The sequence below is a fragment of the Sphaerotilus sp. genome (assembly GCF_034519685.1).
Lineage (GTDB): Bacteria > Pseudomonadota > Gammaproteobacteria > Burkholderiales > Burkholderiaceae_C > Sphaerotilus.
Window position 1 is genome coordinate 1,274,364 of the sequence record NZ_JAXHOF010000003.1, and the last position, 26,565, is coordinate 1,300,928.

The 26,565-nt window shown below is 67.4% G+C and carries 27 protein-coding genes; 17 read left to right on the forward strand and 10 right to left on the reverse strand.

The window, feature by feature from the left end; all coding sequences use genetic code 11:
- The first annotated feature begins 14 nt into the window (after positions 1–14).
- Complete coding sequence (locus U5O44_RS09615) at positions 15–2,993, forward strand: tetratricopeptide repeat protein (protein WP_322588206.1); 2,979 nt, start codon at positions 15–17, stop codon at positions 2,991–2,993.
- Between the two features lie 46 nt (positions 2,994–3,039).
- Positions 3,040–3,246, forward strand: a complete 207-nt coding sequence (locus U5O44_RS09620; RefSeq protein WP_322588207.1) for a hypothetical protein — start codon at positions 3,040–3,042, stop codon at positions 3,244–3,246.
- 114 nt (positions 3,247–3,360) lie between these two features.
- Here the strand turns inward: U5O44_RS09620 and U5O44_RS09625 are convergent, their stop codons facing one another.
- Positions 3,361–3,792, reverse strand: coding sequence for a type II toxin-antitoxin system HicB family antitoxin (locus U5O44_RS09625; protein WP_322588208.1), 432 nt, complete (start codon positions 3,790–3,792; stop codon positions 3,361–3,363).
- Between the two features lie 14 nt (positions 3,793–3,806).
- Positions 3,807–4,025, reverse strand: coding sequence for a type II toxin-antitoxin system HicA family toxin (locus U5O44_RS09630; RefSeq protein WP_322588209.1), 219 nt, complete (start codon positions 4,023–4,025; stop codon positions 3,807–3,809).
- Between the two features lie 117 nt (positions 4,026–4,142).
- On the opposite strand from U5O44_RS09630, the gene U5O44_RS09635 reads away from it, so the two are divergent.
- From U5O44_RS09635 to U5O44_RS09660, 6 genes are all read left to right on the forward strand, one after another.
- Positions 4,143–4,706 (forward strand): Uma2 family endonuclease, encoded by a 564-nt coding sequence (locus U5O44_RS09635; RefSeq protein WP_322588210.1) that lies wholly within the window; start codon positions 4,143–4,145, stop codon positions 4,704–4,706.
- A gap of 19 nt (positions 4,707–4,725) precedes the next feature.
- Entirely contained in the window at positions 4,726–5,232 is a 507-nt protein-coding gene (locus tag U5O44_RS09640; protein WP_322588211.1) for an OsmC family protein, read from the forward strand.
- A 53-nt stretch (positions 5,233–5,285) separates the two neighbouring features.
- Positions 5,286–7,217 (forward strand): ABC transporter transmembrane domain-containing protein, encoded by a 1,932-nt coding sequence (locus U5O44_RS09645; RefSeq protein ID WP_322588212.1) that lies wholly within the window; start codon positions 5,286–5,288, stop codon positions 7,215–7,217.
- Positions 7,218–7,250: 33 nt separating this feature from the next.
- Complete coding sequence (locus tag U5O44_RS09650; RefSeq protein WP_322588213.1) at positions 7,251–7,619, forward strand: PilZ domain-containing protein; 369 nt, start codon at positions 7,251–7,253, stop codon at positions 7,617–7,619.
- Between the two features lie 83 nt (positions 7,620–7,702).
- The gene (locus tag U5O44_RS09655) at positions 7,703–8,548 is read left to right on the forward strand and encodes a thymidylate synthase (RefSeq protein ID WP_322588214.1); all 846 of its coding nucleotides are present in this window, start codon (positions 7,703–7,705) and stop codon (positions 8,546–8,548) included.
- Positions 8,548–9,048, forward strand: coding sequence for a dihydrofolate reductase (locus U5O44_RS09660; RefSeq protein WP_322588215.1), 501 nt, complete (start codon positions 8,548–8,550; stop codon positions 9,046–9,048). Before U5O44_RS09655 ends, U5O44_RS09660 begins: the two co-directional genes overlap by 1 nt.
- A 3-nt stretch (positions 9,049–9,051) precedes the next feature.
- Here the strand turns inward: U5O44_RS09660 and U5O44_RS09665 are convergent, their stop codons facing one another.
- Positions 9,052–9,630, reverse strand: a complete 579-nt coding sequence (locus U5O44_RS09665) for an NnrU family protein (RefSeq protein WP_322588216.1) — start codon at positions 9,628–9,630, stop codon at positions 9,052–9,054.
- Between the two features lie 82 nt (positions 9,631–9,712).
- Between U5O44_RS09665 and U5O44_RS09670 the strand changes: the two genes are divergently transcribed.
- On the forward strand, positions 9,713–10,510 hold the full coding sequence (locus tag U5O44_RS09670; RefSeq protein ID WP_322588217.1) for an exodeoxyribonuclease III: 798 nt from the start codon (positions 9,713–9,715) through the stop codon (positions 10,508–10,510).
- Between the two features lie 79 nt (positions 10,511–10,589).
- On the opposite strand, the gene U5O44_RS09675 is transcribed toward U5O44_RS09670, so the two are convergent.
- The 3 genes from U5O44_RS09675 to U5O44_RS09685 all read right to left on the reverse strand — a co-directional run bounded on the left by U5O44_RS09675 (position 10,590) and on the right by U5O44_RS09685 (position 13,136).
- Complete coding sequence (locus tag U5O44_RS09675; RefSeq protein WP_322588218.1) at positions 10,590–11,192, reverse strand: PEP-CTERM sorting domain-containing protein; 603 nt, start codon at positions 11,190–11,192, stop codon at positions 10,590–10,592.
- 359 nt (positions 11,193–11,551) lie between these two features.
- Complete coding sequence (locus tag U5O44_RS09680; RefSeq protein WP_322588219.1) at positions 11,552–12,163, reverse strand: PEP-CTERM sorting domain-containing protein; 612 nt, start codon at positions 12,161–12,163, stop codon at positions 11,552–11,554.
- Between the two features lie 394 nt (positions 12,164–12,557).
- Entirely contained in the window at positions 12,558–13,136 is a 579-nt protein-coding gene (locus U5O44_RS09685) for an FxDxF family PEP-CTERM protein (protein ID WP_322588220.1), read from the reverse strand.
- Positions 13,137–13,407: 271 nt separating this feature from the next.
- Between U5O44_RS09685 and U5O44_RS09690 the strand changes: the two genes are divergently transcribed.
- Positions 13,408–13,839, forward strand: coding sequence for a septal ring lytic transglycosylase RlpA family protein (locus tag U5O44_RS09690; RefSeq protein WP_322588221.1), 432 nt, complete (start codon positions 13,408–13,410; stop codon positions 13,837–13,839).
- Between the two features lie 15 nt (positions 13,840–13,854).
- Here U5O44_RS09690 and murB read toward each other — a convergent pair whose 3' ends face one another.
- Positions 13,855–14,874 (reverse strand): UDP-N-acetylmuramate dehydrogenase, encoded by a 1,020-nt coding sequence (gene murB, locus U5O44_RS09695; protein ID WP_322588222.1) that lies wholly within the window; start codon positions 14,872–14,874, stop codon positions 13,855–13,857.
- A 45-nt stretch (positions 14,875–14,919) separates the two neighbouring features.
- Between murB and U5O44_RS09700 the strand changes: the two genes are divergently transcribed.
- On the forward strand, positions 14,920–15,408 hold the full coding sequence (locus U5O44_RS09700; protein WP_322588223.1) for a YajQ family cyclic di-GMP-binding protein: 489 nt from the start codon (positions 14,920–14,922) through the stop codon (positions 15,406–15,408).
- Between the two features lie 33 nt (positions 15,409–15,441).
- On the opposite strand, the gene U5O44_RS09705 is transcribed toward U5O44_RS09700, so the two are convergent.
- A complete protein-coding gene (locus U5O44_RS09705; protein ID WP_322588224.1) occupies positions 15,442–15,993 on the reverse strand; it encodes a hypothetical protein in 552 nt (183 codons plus the stop codon).
- Positions 15,994–16,199: 206 nt separating this feature from the next.
- Here U5O44_RS09705 and U5O44_RS09710 point away from each other — a divergent pair, with 206 nt between their 5' ends.
- From U5O44_RS09710 to U5O44_RS09735, 6 genes are all read left to right on the forward strand, one after another.
- On the forward strand, positions 16,200–17,402 hold the full coding sequence (locus U5O44_RS09710) for an acyl-CoA dehydrogenase family protein (RefSeq protein ID WP_322588225.1): 1,203 nt from the start codon (positions 16,200–16,202) through the stop codon (positions 17,400–17,402).
- Positions 17,403–17,440: 38 nt separating this feature from the next.
- On the forward strand, positions 17,441–18,559 hold the full coding sequence (locus U5O44_RS09715; protein WP_322588226.1) for an acyl-CoA dehydrogenase family protein: 1,119 nt from the start codon (positions 17,441–17,443) through the stop codon (positions 18,557–18,559).
- Positions 18,560–18,619: 60 nt separating this feature from the next.
- Positions 18,620–19,357 carry a pseudouridine synthase gene (locus U5O44_RS09720; RefSeq protein WP_322588227.1) on the forward strand — a complete coding sequence of 246 codons (738 nt, stop codon included), beginning with the start codon at positions 18,620–18,622 and terminating at the stop codon, positions 19,355–19,357.
- Between the two features lie 14 nt (positions 19,358–19,371).
- On the forward strand, positions 19,372–20,403 hold the full coding sequence (locus U5O44_RS09725; RefSeq protein WP_322588228.1) for a bifunctional riboflavin kinase/FAD synthetase: 1,032 nt from the start codon (positions 19,372–19,374) through the stop codon (positions 20,401–20,403).
- Between the two features lie 152 nt (positions 20,404–20,555).
- Positions 20,556–23,450 (forward strand): isoleucine--tRNA ligase, encoded by a 2,895-nt coding sequence (ileS, locus tag U5O44_RS09730; RefSeq protein ID WP_322588229.1) that lies wholly within the window; start codon positions 20,556–20,558, stop codon positions 23,448–23,450.
- A 47-nt stretch (positions 23,451–23,497) separates the two neighbouring features.
- Positions 23,498–24,172, forward strand: coding sequence for a hypothetical protein (locus tag U5O44_RS09735; RefSeq protein WP_322588230.1), 675 nt, complete (start codon positions 23,498–23,500; stop codon positions 24,170–24,172).
- Between the two features lie 18 nt (positions 24,173–24,190).
- Here the strand turns inward: U5O44_RS09735 and U5O44_RS09740 are convergent, their stop codons facing one another.
- Positions 24,191–24,874 (reverse strand): GNAT family N-acetyltransferase, encoded by a 684-nt coding sequence (locus tag U5O44_RS09740; protein WP_322588231.1) that lies wholly within the window; start codon positions 24,872–24,874, stop codon positions 24,191–24,193.
- The gene (locus U5O44_RS09745; RefSeq protein WP_322588232.1) at positions 24,871–26,184 is read right to left on the reverse strand and encodes a hypothetical protein; all 1,314 of its coding nucleotides are present in this window, start codon (positions 26,182–26,184) and stop codon (positions 24,871–24,873) included. Before U5O44_RS09745 ends, U5O44_RS09740 begins: the two co-directional genes overlap by 4 nt.
- Positions 26,185–26,565: the final 381 nt, after the last annotated feature.

A 26,565-nucleotide genomic window follows, 5' to 3' on the forward strand; every position in this document is an offset into this window, starting at 1 on the left:
GATCTGCAAACGGCATGCAAACGCGCACAGCCCGCCCGCTGCGCTGCATGACACACCAGGGGGACCACACGATGACCACCGCCACGCCGGACCTCGACCACCCGAGCCGCCGCGACCTGTTCCTGAGCTACCGCCGCCTCGACGCCGAGCGCGTCGCCCCGCTGGTGGACGCGTTGAACGCACGCGGCATCACCGTCTGGCAGGACGCCAGCGAGATCGACACCCTCACCAGCATCCAGCACGCCATCAACGACGGTCTGGCCAACGCCCGGGCGCTGCTGGTCTGGTACTCGAAGGACTACAACGCCTCGCGGGCGTGCCAGTGGGAGCTGACCACCGCCTACAGCGCGGCGCAGGCGGCCGGGGACGATCCGCGTCGGCGCGTGCTGGTCGTCAATGCCGAGGTCGGGACGCAGGCGCACATCGTCCTGCCCGAGCTGTTCGATCAGTTGCACCTGAACGCGGCGGCGCTGTCGGTGGACGAGATGGCTGAGCGGATCCAGGCGCGGCTCGATGACGCGGCCGGCGGCGTGCCCGCGACGACGCTGGGCAGCGTGCGGGCGCTGGGTCGGCCAGCGTGGTACGGCTCGGCGGGCCTCGGCTCGACGCGGTTTGTCGGGCGGCTGCGCGAGATGTGGGCGTTGCATGCGGTCCTGCAGGCCGAGCAGGCCGCCATGCTCACCGGCGTCGGCGGCGCGGGGCGGCCGGGGGTGTTGCAGGTGCGCGGCTCGGGCGGGATGGGCAAGAGCCTGCTGGCGGAGGAATACGCGCTGCGCTTCGGGGCGGCGTATCCGGGCGGGGTGTTCTGGCTGCGGGCGTTCGGGTACTCGGACAGCGATCGGGAGATGGACCCAGCCGTGCGCGAGGCGCAGCGGGACAGCCAGGTCATCGGCATCGCAACGCACCTCGGCGTGGAGACACACGGCCTGTCGAGGGCGCAGATCGGTGCGGGGCTGCACCGGCATTTCGCGCAGAAAGGGCAGCCGTTCCTGTGGATCGTCGATGACCTGCCGCCGGTCGCGGGCGATCCCGAAACCGAGCTGACGCCGTGGCTCGCGCCGCACCCGCTCGGCCGCACACTCATCACGACGCGGGCGCGGCTGGTCAACCATGTGGCGGCGGTCGAGCTGCCACAGTTGGAGGTGGACGAGGCGCTGCGGCTGCTGGCACGCGGCAAGGCGCTGTCGGCGGCGGACGAGGCGGCGGCGCGGGCGATCTGCGCGGAACTCGGGTACCACGCGCTGGCGGTTGATGTGGCGGCGGCGCTGGTGGCGCGGCGCGGGTATGCCAAGGTGCTGGAGAACCTGCGCCAGCCCGACCGCGACGCGCTGGAGTTCGCCGCGACGCAGTTCCGCGAAGCCTTGCCCAACGGCCACGAGCGCAGCATCGCCGCCACGCTGCTGGCAAGCCTGCGCGAGCTGGACGAGCCGGCGCGGGATCTGCTGCGGCTGGCGGCGGTGCTGGCGGCGGTGGCGATTCCGCGGGAGCTGCAATGGAGGGCGATCATGGCGGCCGATGCGCTGGACGAGGACGACGCGCAGGACGTGACCGACCCGGCGGCGGCGCAACTGATCGACACCAGCCTGGCCGACGACGCGGGGGATGGGGCGATCACCGTTCACACGCTGGTGGTGCGGACGGTGCGGTTTCATGATGGGAAGCCGGAGCGGGTGGAGGCGCTGCGGGGAGCAGCGGTTGGGGTGCTGCTGACCAAGATGCCGCCGGTCGTGGACATTCGGACGCATAAGGCGCTGAAGGACTGGGTGGCGCATGCGCGGCAGGTCAGTGCGGAGGCGGAGGATGTGCCGACAGCTTATCTGCTGGGATGGGTGGGAAGGCATGACAAAGAGCAAGGCGCCTATGAATCAGCCCGCCAGTCCACTCGCCGTCAGCTTGACACGATCTGGCGCATTCTCGGCCAAGACCATCCCGACACCCTCTCCGCCCTGAATAACCTCGCCACGATCCTCCTGGACCAGGGGGATCTCGTCGGCGCTCGGCACTGCGCTGAGCAGGTGCTCGACACGAGGCAGGGCGTCCTCGGCCAGGACCATCCCGACACCCTTTCCGCCCTGAATAACCTCGCCACGATCCTCCTGGACCAGGGGGATCTCGTCGGCGCTCGGCGCTACGCTGAGCAGGTGCTCGACACGCAGCGGTGCGTCCTCAGCCAGGACCATCCCGACACTCTCAAGTCCATGGGAAACCTCGCCACGATCAGCTACGCCCAGGGCGATCTCGTCGGCGCTCGGCGCTACGCTGAACAGGTGCTCGACACGATGCGGCGCGTCCTCGGCCAGGAGCATCCCCACACCCTCTCCGCTCTGAACAACCTCGCCACGATCCTCAAGGCCCAGGGCGATCTTGTCGGCGCTCGGCGCTACGCTGAGCATGTGCTCGATACGCAGCGGCGCGCCCTCGGCCAAGACCATCCCCTCACCCTCACCTCCCTGAACAACCTCGGCCAGATCCTCCAAGCCCAGGGCGATCTCGTCGGCGCTCGGCGCTACGCTGAGCAGGTGCTCGACACGAGGCTGCGCCTCCTCGGCGAGGACCATCCCCACACCCTATCCGCCCTGAATAACCTCGCCACGGTCCTCCAAGACCAGGGCGATCTCGTCGGCGCTCGGCGCTACGCTGAACAGGCGCTCGACACGCAGCAGCGCGTCCTCGGCCAGGACCATCCCCTCACCCTCACCGTCCTGAACAACCTCGGCCAGATCCTCCAGGATCAGGGCGATCTCGTCGGCGCTCGGCGCTACGCTGAGCAGGTACTTGACACGATGCGGGGAATCCTCGGCGAGCGGCATACGGACACTTCGGTCGCTGCATGGAATCTGTTCACGCTGCTGGCAACGATAGGCGAGCGCGAACCCGCCGTTCAGATGCTCCACAGCAACCTGCTTTGGCTGCTGGCCGAAGACCCCGAGCAGTTGGGCGCGGCACAGCGGCAGATTGCGGGGATGGTCGGGCGCGCGATTGGACGAACCTGATCCGACCACGCCACACTTCCACCCTCCGCACCCGCAGAAGCTACGCATGAACACCCTCGTGATCGAGCACGTCCCCATCGCCGACCTGCCCCCTGCGTGGCGAGCGCAGTTGTCCCACACGGCCATGAGCCACGCTCGGGTCACTGTCCGGATCGAGAACGAAACCCCTGCCGAGGTCGCCAACGACGCCCGTACGAGGCTGCGCGGCAGCTTGCTGCGCTACGACGATCCGCTGGAGCCGTGTCAAGGCTGAAGTGCCGGGTGTGATCGGGACCAGGCGCATGGTCACAGGTCAGCGCCCGGCCACGAACCCCCACCCAACCTCCCCCGCTGGGGGAGGAGCCATTCAGAGCGGCGGCGACGCCCTTCAGGCAACCCCCAACTGCACCCGCTTGCCCAGCACCTTCAACGCCTGCGCGATCCTCGGAATCTTCGACGGATGCCCCGGATCGAGCATCCGGCGCACCTCCTTCTCGTCCACCCCGAGCCGCCGCGCCAGATCCGACTTGCTGATCTGCGCCTCGCGCATCGCCTCGAACAGCGCCGCCTTGGCCGCCGTGTCGATCGGCAGCGCCACCTTCAGCTCCCCCGCCCGAACCCGGCTGGCACGGGGCAACGCTTCCCCGTCCTGCATCCGCGACTCGATGGCCGCCTGCAGGCACCCGGCAGCCACCTCCTCGCGGTCCTCGTGCGCTTCAGCCTGCGAGATCGCCTCGGGCACGTCGCGGCAGGTCAGCACCCAGCCGCCCTCTTCGGCGGGCGTGAATCGAACCGGGTATTCATAGGTACGCATCGTCATGGATCAACTCCGGGTCAGTCGTGAAGGTCACGATCGTCAAGACCAAGCTGCTTGAGCATCGCGTGGTAGGTGCCGGTCTTGAGTTCGTCCTTGAGGTTGCGGACGACCGTCTTGCGTCCGTTGAGCTGAAGAACACCATGACTGCCCTTGCCTTGGTCGGGCCGCCAGTCACAGTCCCAGCCCTTGCGCTTGGCCAGAGCCTTGAGCTTTTTCAGGAATTCGCTGCCCTTCATGACGCCGATTATCGGTCAGGAATGACCGAGGCACGAGGGCTTCCCGTACCGCGTGGAGCGCCAGCCGCCAATGCCCGACCGATAATCCAGACGCCCTGTCCAACCGGAGCCCTGCCCATGGGACACCCCGCCCACACGCCCACGATGTCCGCCGCCGACTACCTCGCCTGGGAAGCCCTCCAGCTCGACCGCCACGAGTTCCTCGATGGCGAGGTCTGGGCGATGGCCGGCGCCGAGGACCGGCATGTGAGCATCGCTGGCAACGTCTACGTGGCGCTGCGCCAGCACCTGCGTGGCACACCCTGCCGCACCTACATCAGCGACATGAAGTTGCACGCCGCCACCGCCAACAGCTACTTCTACCCCGATGTCTTCGTGACCTGCAGCGACGCCGACCGCGCCAGCCCGCTCCTCAAGCGCGAGCCGACGCTCGTCATCGAAGTCCTCTCGCCCGGCACCGCCGCCTACGACCGGGGCGCCAAGTTCGCCCACTACCGCCAGATGCCCACCCTGCGCGAAATCGCCCTGATCGACCCGGACACCCGCCGCGTCGATGTCTACCGCCACGGCGCCGACGGGCTGTGGGTGCTGCACCCCTTCGATCCGGGCCAGGGCATGACGCTGGCCAGCGTCGGCGGGCTGCACATCCCGGACGACGCGCTGTACGCCGACCTCGATTGAACTGAAGAAGGAATCCCCCATGAACGCCGACGACCTCCGCGCCCGCCAGGCCCCCATCAAGTCCCGCTACCGCGACGACCCGGACGCCGCGCGCATCACGCTGCGCGCCGAAGGGCGGCTCGGCGACGGCGTGACCTGCCGCATCGACACCGGCCGCGCGCTGGTCACCGCCGGCATCCACCCAGCCGCGGGCGGCGACGGCCTGGGCGCGTGCTCGGGCGACATGCTGCTGGAGGCGCTGGTGGCCTGCGCCGGGGTGACGATGAACGCGGTCGCCACCTCGATGGGCCTCGTGCTGCGCGACGCCACGGTCCGCGCCGAAGCCGACTTCGACGCCCGCGGCACGCTGGGCGTCTCCAAGGACGCGCCGGTCGGGCTGCAGAACCTGCGCCTCGACTTCGCGTTCGACACCGACGCCAGCGACGAGCAGGTCGCCACCCTGCTCAAGCTTACCGAGCGCTACTGCGTCATCTACCAGACGCTGGCCCATCCGCCGGCGATGTCGGTGTCGCGCCGGACCGCCTGACGCGCCACGGCGATCCGCAGCAAGCGCGCCGACACGCGCCTACACTCGCGGCCATGCCTGCTCCCACCTCCGAACGCCCGCGCGCCGCGAGTCCGCGCTCCCTTTCCGGTCTGCAACCATTCCTCCGGCCCTACCGCCTCCAGATCGGGCTGGCGGGCCTGTTCCTCGTGCTCGCTGCGGTGAGCACGCTGGTGTTCCCGATGGCGCTGCGCTCGCTGATCGACCAGGGCCTCGTCGCCACCGATCCCGGCGAGCGGGTGATGGCGCTGCGCGAGCACTTCCTCGCGCTGTTCGCGGTCGGCGCGGCACTCGGCGTGTTCTCGGCCTCGCGCTTCTACATGGTGAGCTGGCTCGGCGAGCGCGTCACCGCCGACCTGCGCAACGCCGTCTACGCCCATGTCGTGCGCCAGAGCCCCGAGTTCTTCGAGACGACGCAGACCGGCGAGGTGCTGTCCCGGCTCACGACCGACACGACGCTGGTGCAGAGCGTGGTGGGATCGAGCCTGTCGATGGGGCTGCGCAACACGGTGATGGGCCTGGGCGCGATGGTGATGCTGATCGTCACCAACCCGCTGGTGATGGCGCAGGTGCTGGGCATCCTGGTGCTGGTGGTGCTGCCGTCGCTGTACTTCGGCCGCCGCGTGCGCAAGCTCAGCCGCGCCAGCCAGGACCGTGTCGCCGACACCAGCGCCATCGCCGCCGAGGTGCTCAACGCGATCCCCGTCGTGCAGAGCTACACCCAGGAAACCCGCGAGGCCGCCCGCTTCGACGCCGCCACCGAAGACGCCTTCGAGACCGCCCGCAAGCGCACCCGCGTGCGCGCCTACCTCGTGGCATTCATCATCACCGCCACCTTCGGCGCACTGCTGTGGGGCCTGTACCAGGGCACCGAGGCGGTGATGGAAGGCCGCATCAGCGCCGGCCACCTCGGTCAGACCGTCGTCTACGTGATCATCCTGGTGAGCAGCGTGGCGGTGCTGTCGGAGGTGTACGGCGACTTGCTACGCGCAGCGGGCGCCACCGAGCGGCTGATGGAGCTGCTGGAAACCCGCTCGCCGGTGGTCGATCCGGTGCAGCCGCTGGCGCTGCCGATGGCGCAGGGTGGCTCGGCGGTGCGCTTCTCGGCGGTGAATTTCCACTACCCGTCGCGGCCGACGCAGCCGGCGCTGTCGGACTTCCACCTGACGCTGCGGCCGGGCGAGACGGTGGCGCTGGTCGGGCCGAGCGGCGCGGGCAAGAGCACGGTGCTGCAGTTGCTGCTGCGCTTCTATGACGCGCAGTCGGGGGCGGTCACGCTGGACGGCGTGGACGTGACGCGGCTGTCGCTGGCCGACCTGCGCGGGCGGGTGGGCATCGTGCCGCAGGACAGCACCATCTTCTCCGCCAACGCGATCGAGAACATCCGCTACGGCCGCCCCGGCGCCAGCGACGACGAGGTGATCGCCGCCGCCCGGGCCGCGCACGCGCACGACTTCCTGATGGCGTTGCCCGAGGGCTACCAGACCTTCCTCGGCGAGCGCGGCGTGCGCCTGTCCGGCGGCCAGCGCCAGCGCATCAGCATCGCGCGCGCCATGCTCAAGAACCCGCCGCTGCTGCTGCTGGATGAAGCCACCAGCGCGCTCGACGCCGAGAGCGAACGGCTGGTGCAGGCCGCCCTCGAAGCGGCGATGAAGAACCGCACCACCCTGGTGATCGCCCACCGGCTGGCGACGATCCAGCAGGCGGACCGCATCGTGGTGCTCGATCACGGCAGGATTGCCGAGGAAGGCAGCCATTCCGAACTCGTTCAACGCGGCGGTTTGTATGCCAAGCTAGTGTTGCGTCAACGATCCACTGTCGCACCCCAAGTGCCGTCATCCTCGCGAATGCGAGGATCTACGCCCGCCAAAGACGGTCATGTCCCTGCGTGGGTGCCCGCTTTCGCGGGCATGACGGTGATGTGTTCGCGCAGGCTGTCCGTCAAGTCAGCTGTGACACGACACTAGCGGCAATGCAATTCAATCTCCACTGAGGCCATGATGGTCAACACCCCCACCCGAGGCTCGATCGAAAGCCGCAAGGAGCCCCGCTTCAGCGTCACCTGGCGCGGCCGGCTGACCCTGCCGGACGGCCAGGTGCAGGAAGTGCGCGTGCGCGACATCTCGGAGAAGGGCGTGGGCCTGCTGTCCGATCTGCCGCTGCCGAGCAACACGGTCATGCTGCTGGTGCTGGGTGTGCCGGACCTGAAGGATCTGTCGCGGATCATGGCGGTGCCGGTGCACATCAACACGGCCTATGTGGTGATGCAAAGCCACGACTTCCGGGTCGGCGGCACCTGGATCGACCTGAACGACACAGTGCGCACCCTGCTCCAGGGCTGGATGCGCAAGCTGAGCTTCAAGGCCTGACCCCAAGCGCCGGCTCAGGCGACGGCACAGCAGCCGTTCCTATAATTTCCGACTCTCCGCTTTCCGCTCCCCGCCCCTTGCCCATGGATGCTTCCCCCGCCGACGCCCTGACCGCGCTGCACACCCGCCCGGTCCGCTCGCAATACGAAGACCTGATGCGCCATGTGCACCAGCACGGCGTCCTGAAAAGCGACCGCACCGGCACCGGCACCCGCAGCGTCTTCGGCCACCAGATGCGCTTCGACCTGCGCGAAGGGTTCCCGCTGGTGACGACCAAGAAGGTCCACCTGCGCTCGATCATCCTGGAGCTGCTGTGGTTCCTGCGCGGCGAGTCCAACGTGCAGTGGCTGCAGGACCGCGGCGTGACGATCTGGGACGAGTGGGCGCGCGACGACGGCGACCTCGGCCCGGTCTACGGCGTGCAGTGGCGCTCCTGGCCCACGCCCGGCGGCGGCCACATCGACCAGATCGCCGAGGTCGTGCAGCAGCTCAAGACCAACCCCGATTCGCGCCGCATCCTGGTGAGCGCCTGGAACGTCGCCGACCTGGGCCGCATGGCGCTGATGCCGTGTCATGCGCTGTTCCAGTTCTATGTCGCCGACGGCCGCCTGAGCTGCCAGCTCTACCAGCGCAGCGCGGACATCTTCCTGGGCGTGCCGTTCAACATCGCCAGCTACGCGCTGCTGACGCACATGCTGGCGCAGCAGTGCGACCTGGAGGTGGGGGACTTCATCTGGACCGGCGGCGACTGCCACCTCTACAGCAACCACACCGAGCAGGTCGAGACGCAGCTCGCCCGCACGCCCTTCCCCTACCCGACGCTGCACCTCCAGCGCCGACCGGACTCGATCTTCGACTACGCCTTCGAGGACTTCGAGGTGCGCGACTACCAGCACCACCCGGCGATCAAGGCGCCGGTGGCCGTCTGATGGCAAAGGCTCCGCTCTGCCTGATCGCAGCGGTCGCCCGCAACGGGGTGATCGGCCGCGGCAACGAACTGGTCTGGCGCGACCCGGTCGACGCGAAGCACTTCCGCGCGACGACGATGGGCTGCCCGGTCCTCATGGGCCGCAAGACCTGGGATTCGCTGCCCGCGAAGTTCCGGCCGCTGCCGGGCCGGCGCAACCTGGTGGTGACGCGCCAGCGCGACTGGGCCGGCAGTGAAGCGGCCCGGGGCGCCGAGGTGGTGTTCAGCCTGGACGAGGCGCTGGCGGCGGTGGCCGAGACCGAGGCGCCGCGGGTGTTCGTGATGGGCGGCGGCGAGCTGTACGCGCTGGCGCTGCCACGCGCCGATGTGCTGGAGCTGACCGAGATCGAGGCGGAGCTGGACGGCGATGTCCGGTTCCCGGACTGGCCGCGCGCGGACTTCGAGGAAGTCGCCCGGACGGCCCACCCGGGCTTTGCCTTCGTCACCTACCGCCGGCGCTGAGCCTCAGCCGAAGGGCCGCACGCCGATCAGCGGCCCGTGCAGCCACAGCGCGAAGATGATCCACGCGAAGATGCCGACGAAGGCGGTGATCACGTCGCGCCCGGAATGCAGCGGCAGCGCAGGGCTGCCAGCGGCACGGTCGCGCTGGCGTGCCGCGCGGAACGACAGCACCGCCCAGACCAGAAAGCTGCCGAACAGCACGACATCGGCCAGACGTCCGTTCGACAGCAGATGGGCCAGCGCCCAGACCTTGACCCCCAGCACCATCGGATGACGCACCTTGGCCTTCAGACGCGAGCCAGGCACATAGGTCGCCGTGAGCAGCACGAAGGACAGCAGCATCAGCAGGGCCGCCACATGGCGCATCGCCGCAGGCGGCATCCAGAGGTCCACCGGCTCGGCCCGGGCCAGCCCATAGCCCCAGGCCACCAGCGCCAGTCCGACCGCGGACACGAGCGTGTAGAACGCCTTCCACTTCAACGGACCGTGTACACGAACCTGTGTGGTGCGCCAGTCGTCGGCAAAGATCCTGACCGAATGGACACCCAGAAAGAGCAACAAACCCAGCAGCAGGATGGTCACAGCGTCGTTCCTTGGAGTTGGTGAGCAATGCGCGCGAGTATCGCCCAGCCCGACCCAGCCCGGGCTGCGGCATCATCACGCCATGAAACTCGCCACATGGAACGTCAACTCACTCGCCGTGCGGCTGCCGCAGGTGCTCGACTGGCTCGCACGGGAGCAACCCGACGTGCTGGTGCTGCAGGAAACCAAGCTCACCGATGACAAGTTTCCGGCCGAGGCACTGGCCGGGGCCGGTTACCAGAGCGTCTGGTTCGGCCAGAAGACCTACAACGGCGTGGCCCTGCTGGCGCGCAGCGGCCTGTCGGTCACCGAGGTCGTGCACAACATCCCCGGCTTCGACGATCCGCAGGCGCGGGTGATCTCGGCCACGGTGGACGGCCTGCGCGTGATCAGCGCCTACTTCCCCAACGGCCAGGCCCCGGACAGCGACAAGTTCACCTACAAGATGGCGTGGCTGACCGCACTGGCGCAATGGGTCGCCACGGCGCTGCCACACCATCCCGCGCTGGTGCTGATGGGCGACTACAACATCGCTCCCGAAGACCGCGACGTGCACGACCCGGCCGCCTGGTCCGGCCAGATCCACTGCACCCCCCAGGAGCGCGCTCACTTCCAGGCACTGCTGCAGCTGGGTCTGCACGACGCCTTCCGCCTGTTCGAACAGGCCCCGAAGAGCTGGAGCTGGTGGGACTACCGCAATCTGACCTTCCGCAAGAACCAGGGGCTGCGCATCGACCACATCCTGGTGAGTGCGCCGCTGGCTGCGCGCACCACGGCATGTCGCATCGACAAGGCTCCCCGCAAGAACGAACGCCCGAGTGACCACGCACCGGTGGTGATCGAGATCGAGATCGAGCGGGCACTCGCACCGGCGAGTTGAGCAGAAAAAAAGCGCCTCTCACGAGGCGCTGTCAATGCATACCGGGGGGAAAACGCTGGCACCCTGCGGTGCCAGAGGATCAGACGCGCGACTTCAGGCGGCGGCGGCTCATCAGGCCCAGCGCGCCGAGGCCGCCAAGCATCATGGCGTAGCTTTCCGGCTCGGGCACAGGCGCGAGCACCTGCGTGATCGCGACGTTGTCGACCGTCATCGAACCGGAGAAGGTGGGCGGCAGCGGCGTGGTGCCGAAGTACAGGCGGTAGTTGTCGGTGCTGGTCAGCGCGAAGGTGGTCGAGTACTGCGTGGTCGTCGCGTTCTGGATGAAGGCCTGGGCCACCGTGCTGGACGTGTCGAGGTTGAACAGCGTGAAATAGCCGTCACCCGCGGTATCGAAGGTCAGGTTGTAGTTGCCAGCCGACGAGGCAGCAAAGCTCGTCCAGATCACATCGCCACCGACGACCTGCGCCATCTGCTGACCACCCACGTCGACGATCTTCGACGCACCACCCAGCCAGCCCCACTCGACATTGCCGTAGCCCAGATTGGAGACGGTGTCGAAGGTATCGTCGGCAACGACCGACAGCTCGAAATCGGCATTGGTGATGCTGACCTGCGCCTGGGCGCCTGCAGCGCCGAAGGCCAGCAGCAGCGCCGCAGCGGTAGAAACAAGAGATTTGCGCATGGAAACTCCGTGATGTGGAATGAAATATGTGCTCTATTCACCGGAGAATTTACCGGGAAAGATACCTGCGGGATCCGATCACCTGCAACCAGTTTAGTCAGCAACTGCGGATCACATGGACAAGATTAGCTCACAATTTCGATGCCATCTGCACGTGATAAAACTGCGCACCCAACCCAGGGGTGGCGCCGGATAATACCGGTCAGTACCTGGAAAATTACCGTGAGATATTGTCCTGAATATCTCGCCAACCACCTGTTCGAACGCCCTCGAATCAGGGCTGCCCGCACATCGGCCATGAAAAAACGCCCCGAAGGGCGTTTGTCGAAGGCGGCGGCAGAGGCCGCCTTGTCCGGTGCTTAGGCACCCTTGCGCAGACGGCGACGGCTCATCAGGCCGAGCGCGCCGAGGCCCGCAACCATCATCGCGTAGCCTTCGGGCTCCGGCACCGGCGAGACGGCGGTCACGGACACGTTGTCCAGGCCCAGCGTCGGGTAGAACTGCGGCGGGGTCACCATGCCGCCAAAGTAGATCTTGTACGAGTCGCCGGCGACCAGCGAGACCGGCCCACCCGTCGCGGCGGTCCAGCCTGCCGACGGGGTCAGGTAGGTCGGGGCGACCACTTCCGGGGTCCAGTTGGTGGCGCCCGTCAGGCCCCACAGCCCGCCGCCCTGGAAATCGAAGCCGATGTTGTACTGGCCGGACATGGCCACGCTGAACGAGGTGTACAGGATGTCGCCCGACGCGATCTGTGCAAACTGGTTGCCAGCGTCGTCGACCAGTTTCGTCACGCCGGAACCACCGCTGTAGTAACCCCAGTTCAGGTCAGAAAAGGACAGCGACGTCACCGTCGAGAAAGAACCCGTCGAAATGTCGGGCGCGTCGAACGTGCCATTGGTGACGAGGTTTGCCTGTGCGCCAGTGGCGCCCAGCAACAGCGATGCCGCGATGGCCGTGAAAGTCTTGCGCATTGAATGCTCCCGGTATGTGAAGAAGGTTGTGGCTGTGCTGGATACGCCCCTCAGACAAGTGGCCTGTCTTTTCGCGTCCCGCATTTCCACCATCCCAATCTACTCTGCGTTCCCCGGATCTGGGTTGGGCAGACGCCTCAAACCCCCTGAACGCGGGTGAATTTTCCAGATTCAGACCGGCATACCCGCTGTATTCCACAGATTGCACCGCATCACCTTCACCAAAAGACCCCGGACGATCACATTTCAGGGGATTCAATCCCTGGGATCGGGGATATGGTCAGCCTTTGCAAACAAAAAGCACCGGAAACCGGTGCTTTTTTGCCTGCACCGCCCCGCCGGTCCTTGGAAGAACCGGCGGGGTCAGGCGGTCATGGCCGTGGTGCGCTGTCGATCAGTCTGCGCGGCGGCGACGGGCCATCAGGCCCAGAGCGCCCAGGCCAGCCAGCAACATCGCGTAGGACTCGGGCTCCGGAACTGCCGACACCGACACGGTGTCCACCGAGAACCCTGCGCCGAAGCCGGACAGGTAGAGGTGGTAGGAGTTGCTGCCGCTGATCGGGCCCGTGTTGAAGGTGTACTGCACTTGTTGCCACACCGCGCCATAGTTGACCGGGGTGGGGTTCGACACCGCGACCGGCGAGGTGAACAGATTGGCGGCCACGTCGTCCGAGTCGAACAGACGCGAGCGGCCTTCACCCGAGGCCCAGAAGCTCACGGTGTAGGTGCCGGCCATGTCAACCGAAAAGCTCTGGACGACGCGGTCGCCATCGCCGAGGAAAAGGTAGCGCTGGCCAGCGTTGTCCAGGGCCATGGCATTGGTGCCTTCCGACGACCAGGGACCAGCGGAGCCGATCAGTGAACCCGCGACGTAGGATTGGAACGACGGGTCATCGAGACCGGCGACGGTAGCCTGTGCCGAGCCGAAGGACAGGGCCAGTGCCACGGCCAGAGAGATCTTAGAGACTTGCATGTTTTCCCCAATGGTATGAAATGTGCGTATCCGGGCACCCCTCATTCGGGCACTCCGGTACCGAAAGGTTACCTTGCAGATGTTCATTTTTTCCACAATTGCGCCGACCAACCCCTTGAACAAGGGATCAAGTTCCTCAAGCCCCGTGCGGGCTTTTTTGCCTGATACGGCAGTCTCGCGCTGGTGGATGGCCCCTGCACTGGCCGTGCTGCTGGTCGGGTGTGCAGGCACGCCAGGCAGCCGAAACGATCGGCTCTCCCATGCCGAATTGATGAAAGTCCCCGATGCCCAGCCCCGGATCGAAGCGCTGCGCACCGGCGGGCCGAACAAGCCCTATGCGGTACTCGGGCGCAGCTACACGCCGATCACGACCGACGCCGAGATCCGCGAGTCAGGGCTCGCCTCCTGGTACGGCGGCAAGTTCCACGGGCGGCCGACCGCCAGCGGCGAACGCTATGACATGCATGCCATGACCGCGGCACACCCGACGATGCCGATTCCCAGCTATGCGCGGGTGCGCAATCCGGTCAATGGACGGGAAGTGATCGTGCGGGTCAACGACCGCGGGCCGTTCTCGCCCGGCCGCATCATCGACCTCTCGCTGGCCGCCGCCGTGCGGCTGGGCGTGTCACACGCGGTCTCGCCGGTCGAGGTGGAACGCTTGACCCATGAGGCCATCCGCAGCGGCGACTGGCGGCGTTGAACGCCGCCGCCCGCGTCAGCCCACCACGATCGGCTCAGGCTCCAGCCGAATGCCGAAGCGGCCGTAGACACTTTCCTGGATGGCGCGTGCCAGCGTGATGACCTCCGCGCCCCGCGCCTCGCCGCGGTTGACCAGCACCAGCGCCTGCTTCTCGTAGACCGCTGCGCCACCCACCGACTTGCCCTTCCAGCCACAGGCATCGATCAGCCAGCCGGCGGCGAGCTTGAAGCTGCCGTCGTCCATCGGGTAGTGCACGACATGCGGATCGCGGGCGATGATGTCGCGGCATTGCTCGGGCGTGACCACCGGGTTCTTGAAGAAGCTGCCGGCATTGCCGATCACGGCCGGGTCGGGCAGCTTGGCGCGCCGGATGGCGCAGACCCAGTCGAAGATCTGGCGCGCATCGGGATGCGTGACACCGGTTTCCTCGATCTTGCGCAGCAGGTCGAGATAGCCCAGCACCGGCTGCCATGGGCGCGGAAGTCGGAACCGGACCCGGGTGATGACCGATTTTCCCGCCAGTTCATGCTTGAAGACACTGTCCCGGTAGCCAAAGCGGCACAGGCGCCGGTCCAGCGTGAAGCCGCGCCCGGTGACCAGATCGACGCCGTCGAGCGAGTCGAAGCGGTCGGCCAGTTCCAGCCCGTAGGCGCCGATGTTCTGGACGGGCGCCGCACCCACCGTCCCGGGAATCAGCGCCAGGTTCTCCAGCCCGCCCAGCCCCTGCTCGATGGTCCAGGCCACCAGCCGGTGCCACGACTCGCCCGCTCCCGCCTCGACGATGACCGCGTCCGCACGCTCTTCGACGATGCGCAGGCCGGGAATTTCCACCTTCAGCACGCAGGCCGTCACATCGCGCGCCAGCACGATGTTGCTGCCCCCGCCCAGGATGAACTTGGGCGCGGGGCCGAATTCCGGATGGTCAACGACCCGGCGCACGTCGGCTTCCTCGTCAATGTGGACCAGGGTCTGGGCGGTGGCGGGCAGGCCGAAGGTATTCCAGGCCCGCAAATTGACGGCAGTTTCGATGTGCATGGCAGAATTTTCCCCCATCCCTGCAAATTCACAGAAAAGACCACCATGCCCAGCTTCGACACCGTCCTCGAACCCGAACTGACCGAAGTCCGCAACGCCATCGACCAATCGAACAAGGAAATCGGCACCCGCTTCGATTTCAAGGGCAGCGATGCGCGCGTCGAGCAGAAAGACAAGGAGCTGACGCTCTACGCCGACAGCGATTTCCAGCTGCAGCAGGTCACCGATGTGCTGCTGGGCAAGATGGCCAAGCGGGGCGTGGACGTGCGCTTCCTCGACCTGTCCGCCAAGCCGGAAAAGATGAGCCACGACAAGCTCAAGCAGAAGGTCATCGTCAAGGCCGGCATCGAGAGCGACCTCGCCAAGAAGATCCAGAAGACGCTCAAGGAAAGCAAGCTCAAGGTCCAGGGCAGCATCCAGGGTGACACGGTGCGCGTCACCGGCGCCAAGCGCGACGACCTGCAGGCCGCGATGGCCCTGCTGCGCAAGGAGATCACCGAGGCGCCGCTGAGCTTCAACAATTTCCGCGACTGACGCACACGCAGCGGGACATCCCCGGACGCTGCCTCACAGCACGATGTAGGGCCGGTCCGGCGTGCGCGCCGGCGCTGCAGCGGCCGGGGCCCTGGCCGGCAGCGGCGTGACCGGCGTGTAGTCGTCGCGCACGTCGATCAGTCCTTCATCGAGGTGCTTGCCCACGACATTTGCCATGAGATCCCGCTCATGGAATCCGAGCTTGTCGACCGCGAGAAAGCGCGACGAGTACTCGCCCAGTTCGCCGTCCGTGTTGCGGATCTTCCAGCCGGCATGCCGGTAGCGCTGCGCCACCAGCTTGTTGACCGCCACGGCCGTGATGGCCATCGACATGCCGCCGGACATCAGCGCCAGCGTGACCGAGGCGGCCATGGGCAGCGTCAGCGCATGGCGCCACAGCCGGGCATGGGCCAGCACGGCGCCCCCCGCCAGCCAGCCCCAGTGCACAGTCTCCCCCCACAGCGCGGCCCACGCATGAAGCGACAGCGCCACGGCACCGGCCAGCAGCAGGAGCGGATCAGGACCGACACGAACCTCGACCCGCTGGTAGCGGCTGGGATGGATGAAGGTGATGGACTTTTTCATGGTTCGGGCCTTGGCTGCACGCTGGACGGAATCCCCGATCGCGACAGAAGCGGGACTCTTGCGCCACAGTTTCGGCGCTGAACCAGCGAACTTGAGCCCCAATGCCCCGGTCACCTCGCCGACCGCAGGCCTGTCGCAGCAGGGACAAGCCGCCTGTCCGACCCCGTGCTACAAAATCAGCCAGAACACGCACGGAGACAAGCACCATGGACCTGAACTTCACCGACGACGAACTGTCGTTTCGCGCCGAGGTGCGCGACTGGGTCGCCGGGCATCTGCCCGCCGACATCTCGGCCAAGGTCCATGCTGCGCTGCGCCTGACGCGCGATGATCTGCAGCGCTGGGCGAAGATCCTCGGCGCCAAGGGCTGGCTCGGCTGGGGCTGGCCGACGCAGTTTGGCGGGCCCGGCTGGAACGCCGTGCAGCGCCACCTGTTCGAGGAAGAGTGCGCGCTGGCCGGTGCGCCGCGGGTCATCCCGTTCGGGCCGGTCATGGTCGCCCCCGTCATCATGGCCTTCGGCAACGCGGCGCAGCAGGCGCGTTTCCTGCCCGGCATCGCCAGCGGTGACGTCTGGTGGAGCCAGGGCTACTCGGAGCCCAGCTCCGGCTCCGACCTCGCCAGCGTCAAGACCCGCGCCGAGCGCGTCGGCGACCACTACGTCGTCAACGGCCAGAAGACCTGGACCACGCTCGGCCAGTACGGAGACTGGATCTTCTGCCTCGTCCGCACCAGCACCACGGGCAAGCCGCAGACCGGCATCAGCTTCCTGCTGATCGACATGAAGTCCCCCGGCGTCACCGTGCGGCCGATCATCACGCTCGACGGCGAGCACGAGGTCAACGAGGTCTGGTTCGACAACGTGCAGGTGCCGGCGGACCAGCTCATCGGCGAGGAAAACCAGGGCTGGACCTACGCCAAGTACCTGCTCGCCCACGAGCGCACCAACATCGCCGACGTGAACCGCGCCAAGCGCGAACTGGAGCGGCTCAAGCGCATCGCGAAGGCGGAAGGGCTGTGGGATGGCGACCAGCGTTTCCGTGACCAGATCGCGCTGCTGGAGGTGGACATCGTGGCGCTGGAGATGATGGTGCTGCGCGTGCTGTCGGCCGAGCGCGGGGGCAAGAAGTCGCTCGACATCGCCGGCCTGCTGAAGATCCGCGGCAGCGAGATCCAGCAGCGCTACACCGAGCTGATGATGCTGGCCGGCGGCCCCTACAGCCTGCCTTTCATCCATGAAGCGATGGACGCCGGCTGGCAGGGCGACCAAGCGCTCGGCGGGCTGTGGCCGGGCGCCGCCGCGCACTGCGCACCGCTGACCTCGACCTACCTCAACTACCGCAAGACGACGATCTACGGCGGCAGCAACGAAGTGCAGCGCAACATCGTCGCGCAGACGCTGTTCGGCTGACCCCCGGGCACGCGCCGATCCGGCACCAGGAGACAGACATGGATTTCGATTTCAGCGACGACCAGGAACAGCTGCGGGACGCCGTGCGGCGCTGGGTGGACAAGGGCCACGGCTTCGAGCAGCACCGCGCGATCGTCCAGGCCGGCGGCGACAGCCGCGAGGTGTGGCAGGCGCTGGCGGACCTGGGCCTCACCGGGCTGGCCGTGCCGGAGGCGCATGGCGGCATGGGCTGGGGCGCCACCGAGGCGATGATCGTGATGGAGGAACTCGGCCGCGGGCTGGTGCTGGCGCCCTACGCCGCCGCCGCGCTGGTGGCACCGACGCTGCTGGCCGCCGCACCCGAGGCGGTGCAGACGGCGTGGTTGCCGAGGATCGCGTCGGGCGAAGCGCGGGTCGTGCTGGCCCAGCAGGAACGCGCCTCGCGCTACCGGCTCGACCGCGTGACCACGACCGCCACGCCGGTCGGCGACGGCTGGCAGCTCAGCGGCACGAAGAGCCTGGTGCCGGTCGGCGATGTGGCCGATGCGTACATCGTCAGCGCCCGCGCGGGAGACACCCTGGGCCTGTGGCTGGTCGAGCGCGGCGCGCCGGGCGTGACCACGCGCGGCTACCTGACGCAGGACGGCGGGCGCGCCGCGGAAGTGCACTTCGACGCCGCCGCCGCGACGCTGGTCACCGACACCGACGCACTGGCCGTGCTCGAACACGCGGCCGACGTGGGCATCGCGGCGCTGTGCGCGGAAGCCGTGGGGGCGATGGACTTCCTGGTGAAGCTCACCGCCGACTACATGAACACGCGCAAGCAGTTCGGTGTGGCCATCGCCAGCTTCCAGGCGCTGCGCCACCGGCTGGCGGACTGCAAGATGCAGCTCGAACTCGGCCGCTCGATGAGCTACCTCGCCACGCTGCGGCTCGGCGACGCGCCGGACGTGCGCCGGCGCGCCGTGTCGCAGGCCAAGGTGCAGCTCGGCCAGTCGATGCGCTTCGTCGGCCAGCAGTGCGTGCAGCTGCACGGCGGCATCGGCGTGACGGACGAGTACGTCGGCAGCCACTACTTCAAGCGGCTGACCTGCATGGAGATGCAGTGGGGCGACACGCTGCACCACCTCGGAGAGGTCAGCGCCGGGATGCAGGACACGGCGGGCGTCTTCGCCTGAGCCGCGGCAGGCACGGCGGCACGGCAATCCCGGGGCCGCCCGCCCTACACTGGCGGCCTCATGTCGAAGAAATCCTCCAAGAAATCCGCCGCCGCTCGCGACATCACGCTGTCGCACGCCCTGTTCACCCAGGGCTTCGGCACCCGCCGCGACTGCGACGGGCTGGTGCTGAACGGGCTGGTGTCCATCGCCGGCCGTGTCGCCGATGATCCCGACGCACTGGTCTCGCCCGAGGGACTGGTGCTGACCGTCGAGGGGCGCGACTGGCCGTGGCGCGAGTTCGCGCTGGTGCTGCTGCACAAGCCGACCGGCTACGAGTGTTCGCAGAAACCCAAGCACTGGCCGAGCGTGATGACGCTGCTGCCCACGCCGCTGCGGTGGCGCAGCGGCGGCGATGTGCAGCCCGTCGGCCGGCTCGACCAGGACACCACCGGCGTGCTGCTGCTCACCGACGACGGCGCGCTGATCCACAAGCTGACGCATCCGAAAAAGCACGTCGACAAGGTCTACGAGATCACCTGCGCCCGCCCGGTCACGCCGGAGCAGGTGGCGCAGCTGCGTGCGGGCGTGGTGCTGAACGACGACCCGGTGCCGGTGCGCTCGGAGGAATGCGAGGCGACGGGCGAGTTCACGCTGCGCATGATGCTGACCGAGGGCAAGTACCACCAGGTCAAGCGCATGGTCGCCGCCGTCGGCAACCATGTCGAGTCGCTGCACCGGCGCTCGTTCGGGCGCATCACGATCCCTGAGGGGCTGGCGCCGGGGCAGTGGTGCTGGATCGATCCGCAAGACATCTGAGACCGAGCCACGACATGCGCGTTTTCCGTGGCATCCACCACCCCGATCTGGCGCCGGCCTGCGCCCTGACGATCGGCAATTTCGACGGCGTCCACCGCGGCCACCAGGCCATGCTCGCGCTGCTCAACAACGAAGCGCGTCACCGCGGCCTGCCGAGCTGTGTGATGACGTTCGAGCCGCATCCGCGCGACTTCTTCGCCCGCAAGGCCGGCACGCCAGAGAAGGCCCCCGCCCGCATCGCCACGCTGCGCGACAAGCTGCTGGAGCTGGAGCGCTGTGGCGTGGACCAGGTCGTGCTGATGCGCTTCGACGAGCGGCTGGCGGGCCAGTCGCCGCAGGCGTTCATCGACGACGTGCTGGTGCGCGGGCTGGGCGCGCGCTATGTGCTGGTCGGCGACGACTTCCGCTTCGGCGCGAAGCGGGCGGGCGACTACGCGATGCTTGACGCCGCGGGCAATGCCGCTGGTTTCGATGTCGCGCGGATGCTGAGCTACGAGGTCCACGGCCAGCGCGTGTCGAGTTCGGCCACCCGCGACGCGCTGGCCCAAGGCGACATGGCGCGCACGGCCGAGCTACTCGGCCGCCCCTACAGCGTCAGCGGCCACGTGACGCACGGGCGCAAGCTCGGCCGCGGACTCGGCGCCACGGCCGAGGGCGCAAGCGACGGGTTCCGCACGCTCAACCTGCGCTTCCCCTTCCATCGATCGGCCGCGGCGGGCATCTACGTCGTGCGGGTCCACGGCCTCACCGGCCCGACCGGGCGCCCGGTCGACGGCGTGGCGAGCCTGGGCGTGCGGCCGACCGTCGAGGACGCCGGGCGCATCCTGCTGGAGACACACTGCCTCGACTGGCCGGCTGAGCTGGGGCGCGAAGGGGGCTACGGTAAACTCGTGCGCGTGGAACTACTGCACAAACTGCGCGACGAGGCCCGCTACGACGGCCTTGACGCCCTCACCACCGCGATCCGTCAGGACGTGGTGAACGCACGCCAGTGGTTCGACACCCACGCCGCCGACCGTCGCCAGACCACGCGCGACCGAATTTGAACGCGGCGCCCCCACGCCGCCACCGCCCCTTTTCGTCATTCCCGCGCACGCGGGAACCCACCCCTGCAGTGCCCCTGCCCCACCGCTTTTCCCTTCGTGGATTCCCGCCTGCGCGGGAATGACGGCCGGGCGGGCGGATTGAACGAAGCGCCATGACTCAGACACCCGACACCTCGACGCCCGCCACCGACTACCGCGCGACGCTCAACCTCGCCGACACCCCCTTCCCGATGCGCGGCGATTTGCCCAAGCGCGAAGGCGGCTGGGTCAAGGACTGGAACGACACCCAGGCCCACGGCGCCACGCTCTACCGCCGCCTGCGCGAGGCCCGCAAGGGGGCGCCGCTGTTCGTGCTGCACGACGGCCCGCCGTACGCCAACGGCAAGCTGCACATCGGCCACGCGCTGAACAAGGTGCTCAAGGACATGATCGTCAAGTCGCGCCAGCTCGGCGGCTTCGACGCGCAGTACATCCCCGGCTGGGACTGCCACGGCCTGCCGATCGAGAACGCGATCGAGAAGCTGCACGGCCGCAAGCTCAGCCGCGACGACATGCAGGCCAAGTCGCGCGCCTTCGCCACCGAGCAGATCGCCCAGCAGCGCGAGGACTTCAAGCGCCTGGGCGTGCTCGGCGACTGGGAGCGGCCGTACCGGACGATGGACTTCGCGAATGAGGCGGGCGAGCTGCGCGCGTTCAAGCGCGTGATCGAGCGCGGTTTTGTCTACCGCGGCCTGAAGCCGGTGTACTGGTGCTTCGACTGCGGCTCGTCGCTGGCCGAGTTCGAGATCGAGTACGCGGACAAGAAGAGCGACACGCTGGACGTGGCCTTCGAGGCGAACGACACAGCCGCCCTGGCCGCCGCGTTCGGCCTGGCTGCGCTGCCCGAGGCGAAGCAGGCGTTCGCGGTGATCTGGACCACCACCGCGTGGACCATCCCGGCCAACCAGGCGCTGAACGCGCATCCCGAGCTGAGCTACGCACTGGTGGACACGCCGCGTGGCGTGCTGCTGCTGGCCGAGGAGCTGGTGGCGAAGTGCCTCGAACGCTACCAGCTCACCGGCACCGTGCTCGCCACCGCCAAGGGCGAGGCGCTGCGCGGCCAGACCTTCCGCCACCCGCTGTTCGACGTGGACGCCGGCTACCGGCGCCTGTCGCCGCTGTACCTGGCCGACTATGTGACGGCCGGCGACGGCACCGGCATCGTCCACTCGGCCCCGGCCTACGGCGTGGACGACTTCAACTCCTGCGTCGCCAACGGCCTGAAGTACGACGAGATCCTGAACCCGGTGCAGGGCAACGGCCAGTACGCCGAAGACCTGGCCCTGTTCGGCAGCCTGAACATCTGGAAGGCGTGCCCCGTCATCCTCGACACGCTGCGCCAGCACGGCCGCCTGATGGCCACGCAGCCGATCGTCCACAGCTACCCGCACTGCTGGCGCCACAAGACGCCGGTGATCTACCGCGCCGCGGCGCAGTGGTTCGTGCGCATGGACAAGGGCGAAGGCGTGTTCACGAAGGACAAGGCGCCCAAGACGCTGCGCCAGCTCGCGCTCGACGCCATCGACCAGACCCAGTTCTACCCCGAGAACGGCCGCACCCGGCTGCGCGACATGATCGCCAACCGGCCGGACTGGTGCATCTCGCGCCAGCGGTCGTGGGGCGTGCCGGTGCCGTTCTTCCTGCACAAGGACTCGGGCGAGCTGCACCCGCGCACGATGGAGATCGTCGACCAGGCGGCGGACATCGTGGAGCGCGGCGGCATCGAGGCGTGGAGCCGCGTGACGGTGGAGGAAATCCTCGGGGCCGAGGACGCGCCGCACTACACCAAGAGCACCGACATCCTGGAGGTCTGGTTCGACTCCGGCTCGACCTTCCAGCACGTCCTGCGCGGCAGCCACGCGCACGCCTACCCCGGTCCGTGCTTCCACGGCGATGGCCCGGAAGCCGACCTGTACCTCGAAGGCCATGACCAGCACCGCGGCTGGTTCCACTCGTCGCTGCTGCTGGGCTGCGCGCTGTACGACCGCGCACCCTACCGCGGCCTGCTGACCCACGGTTTTGCCACCGACGGCCAGGGCCGCAAGATGAGCAAGAGCCTGGGCAACACGGTCGAGCCGCAGACGATCAGCAACAAGCTCGGCGCCGAGATCGTGCGGCTGTGGGTGGCGGCGACCGACTACTCGGGCGACCTGAACATCGACGACAAGATCCTCGCCCGCGTGGTCGATGCGTACCGCCGCATCCGCAACACGGTGCGCTTCCTGCTGGCGAACACGAGCGATTTCAACCCGGCGACCGATCTGGTGGCGGATGCCGACCTGCTGGAGATCGACCGCTACGCGCTGGCGCGGGCGTCGCAGTTGCAGGCCGAGATCCTCGCGCACTACGAGGTCTACGAGTTCCACCCAGTGGTGTCGAAGCTGCAGGTCTACTGCTCGGAAGACCTGGGCGCGTTCTACCTCGACGTGCTCAAGGACCGGCTCTACACGACCGCGCCGAAGTCGCTGGCCCGCCGCTCGGCGCAGACCGCGCTGTGGCGCATCACGAACGCGATGCTGCGCTGGATGGCGCCGTTCCTGAGCTTCACGGCGGAAGAGGCGTGGGGCGTCTTCGCGGGCGAAGCGTCGAGCGGGTCGATCTTCACGGAGACGTACAGCACGTTCGCCGCGCCGGACGAGGCGCTGCTGGCCAAGTGGGCGCGGGTGCGGGCGGTGCGCGAGGCGGTGAACAAGGAGATCGAGACCGTGCGCTCCGGCGGTGCGGTCGGCTCGTCGCTGCAGGCCACCGTCCACATCGCCGCGCCCCAGGCCGACCACGACGTGCTTGCCTCGCTGGGCGATGACCTCAAGTTCGTGCTCATCACGTCAGCGGCGAGCCTGTCGGTGGGCGAGGCGCTGGCGATCACGGTGACGCCGAGTGCGGCGGTGAAGTGCGAGCGGTGCTGGCACTACTGCGACGATGTGGGGGTGAATCCAGCGCATCCGACGATCTGCGGGCGGTGTGACAGCAATCTGCATAGCGACGGCGAGGCCCGCTCGGTCGCCTGAACAGCCAAGGCGGTAGAGTGCGCTCAGGTCCACGGAACACCCGCCCCATGCACTTCACCGCCTCTGCATCCTCTGCCGCGCTGGTGGCCACCTTGCTGCTCACCGGCTGCGCCACCCACCTCCAAGGCACGGTCAGCTCCGAAACCGACCCCAACCTGCCGGTCCGGCCGGACATGGTGGTGCTGCTCAAGGCGTCCGAGGCAGATGAGTCGACCGCGCTGCGCAACCGGCGGCACCTGCCCAACATCGCCGATCGGCTGCGCGAGCGCGGGTTCACAAAGGTCTACACCCCGCTGAGCCCCCCGCCGAAGGGCACGCCAGCAGACCTCCAGGTGACAGCCGCCCTGACCGCCACGACCACCGCGAACCAGTACACCTCCGCCGACTACGGCGAGGTCGCCCCAGCCCGCACCTTCTCCGACTGCACGACCGACGCCGCAGGCAAGCGGACCTGCGTCCAGCGCACCCAGAAAGCGCGCACCGGCGTCATCGGGTACTCGACCAAGACCAGCTACGTCCACGACTACAGCGTGAAACTCACCTGGTACAGCGTCCGCACCGGCCAGCTCGCGATGGTCAGCACCGTGACGGCGCGCAACCCGCCCTGCTCCGAGGAAGAGAATTTCGGGTTGTTGGTCGAAAACGGCTTGATGCGCCTGTCCTTCGACACGACGCGGACCGAGAACTTCAGCGTGGAACTGGCGAAGGATCAGTGCCGCTGACGTGGACGCCCTGCCGCCTCACCAGTGCCGCTCGATCAGGCCGATGCGGCGCCCGATGCGGCTGACCAGCAGGTGGTACTGGAGTGCAAGGCCCGCCACTGGTGCACGCTCCGGTTGCCGCGGCGGCGGCTGGTCGTGTGAGGCCTCGAAAGACCCACGCGAGCGCTGCATCAACAATGCGGACTTGTATGGCAGGTGCACGACTTTCACACCTTGGTAGCCTGCTTGCACTAGACGCCGCATGGCCTTCTCGTTGCGAAGATCAGGTTCGCACACGATTCGACTCACCGATGCATCGCGAAAGATCCAAGTACATACCGCCTGCAAGGTATGAAAGGCCATCGCAGGGCGATGAACTTCTACCGGACCAATCATGAAATGAAACCCGCGGTCGCCAGGCTGCACCGGGTAATGTTGACCCAGCGTGTCAGCGCCGACGTCATACGACTCGAACATGAACAGCCGCTCGCCCGTGGACGCCAGGATGCCAAACACGACATCACAGGTGCCGCTGGCCTCGATCCCGGCGAACTTCTCGCGGATCTCCTCCACCGTCTTGCCCTGCAGCCCCCAGAAACGGGCGTAGTCGCGGCTGAACCAGTCGTGCAGCAACGGCGCATCCTCGTCGAGCACCATCTTGCGCAACACGACGGTGCCACTGGGGCCGAAGGGAACATCGAGCGGCGTGGACGGTGCGCTCATGCGGGGACACCCGCCGGTGCCCCGTGTTGCGTCGGGCGGGTTTCCAGCAGGACCAGCAGCGACGTCAGCGATGGCCCGCAGGCCCGACTCTGGAGATCCTCCAGCGTGACAGTCTCTGACTCGAAGCGCTGCAGTGCCCGGTGCGTGGCGTCGAGTTCCTGCTTGCAGAGCGGCAGGATCAGTTCGGTGGCCAGCCGGATCCGGCGCGCAGCCGATATGCGCGCGTCTCCACCAACCTGATCGATCAGGTAACCCCCATGACCGGAGTTCACCAGATTGGCATTCACGAGCACCGCACGCACTTGAGGAAAGTCGAACTCGTCGAGCAGCGCCAGCACGATCTGGATGAAATTCCCCATCACCGTGCGGGCGTCATGACCTGGGCCGGGATCGTGGTAGGCCTTGGCCAGACATTCCGACACCAGCGCCTGTTCCACCCCGTTCAGCAGACCATCACGCGACTGCAGCGCCCACAGCGACTGTGCGCAGAGGTACTGGGTCAGACGCACCATCAGTTCGAGCCGGGAGGTCGCGTAGACATAGGCGTAGAACTCGTCCCAATCGGCGATGCTGCGGACCGCGCGCTGGGCGTCCACCGAGTCCAGCGGCTTGTCGTACGTGCCGTTCATGGTCACGTCGACAAAGTCCAGGATCAGCTTCTTGCTGCCCGCGCAGCCCTTGCCTTCGGCAGAGATGAGCGTGCCGGAGCTGTCGGCCATCTCGTAGAGTTCGGCCGCCGACAGCGGGCCGTCATGCAGCACGGCCAGATCGCCCCGCTCCATGAAGGTCCGCACGATCATGAACGGCCCGACGCCGAGCGTGAAGAACGCGGTCTCGAGCGCTGGCAGCGAGGTGATCGGGTTGTGGCGCTTGCGTGCCAGATAGGCCGCATAGGCCGCCCCGAGCTTGGAGAACACATAGCCCTGGCGCAGCGTCAGGCGCGGCCCGACCAGACCGCGGCGGCGGATGTAGTCGTTGCGCAGCATCGTGGTGAACTGCAGCGCATCGGTCCAGACGGCCATCACATGGCGCAAGGCCGTCACATTGATCGGCAGCCCGTTGCGGGATCCCTCGAACTTGCAGATCTTGTGCTCGGTCTCGACCACCTCGCGGTAGATGGCCGGATTGGTGTTGTTTTCCCCGATCTGGCGCCCGTCATGCGAATGGAACGTGCAGATGCCGTTCCAAACGTCGTAGTCGAATTCCATGTTCGCGCGGCGGTAGGGCGGCGGATTCACCGCGGAATACAGCCGTACCGCCAACTTGTTGAAGCGCTTGGAATAGAACAGCTTTTTTGCCAGAGCAGACATCGAATGCCATCTTGTGCGTTTGGTTGATCTTCTGGTGGATCCGTCTTGTGCCAGTGCCCCCCGCGCTGACCGGATCGACCCCCATCGTGCTCGCCCGGCCACGACTTGCCCGGACAATTTTCTTTTCTGCTGTCTGTACTTTGCCGACCTTTTCTTCCAGTCAACAAACCAGCAAGGCCTACAATTTGACACCAAGTCAGTATCCGAGCAAAATTTCACGAATATTTTTTGCAATAATTTTCATATTTTGCTATTGCGGTCGCTCCACCTCAGGTACTTATCCGGACCCTGGACGCAGGCCATGCAAGGCTGCGCGAGCAACAGCGTGCGGATTCACGTTTACAGTGCCGCCCTGATCCATGCCCGACCCTTCAGACCTCT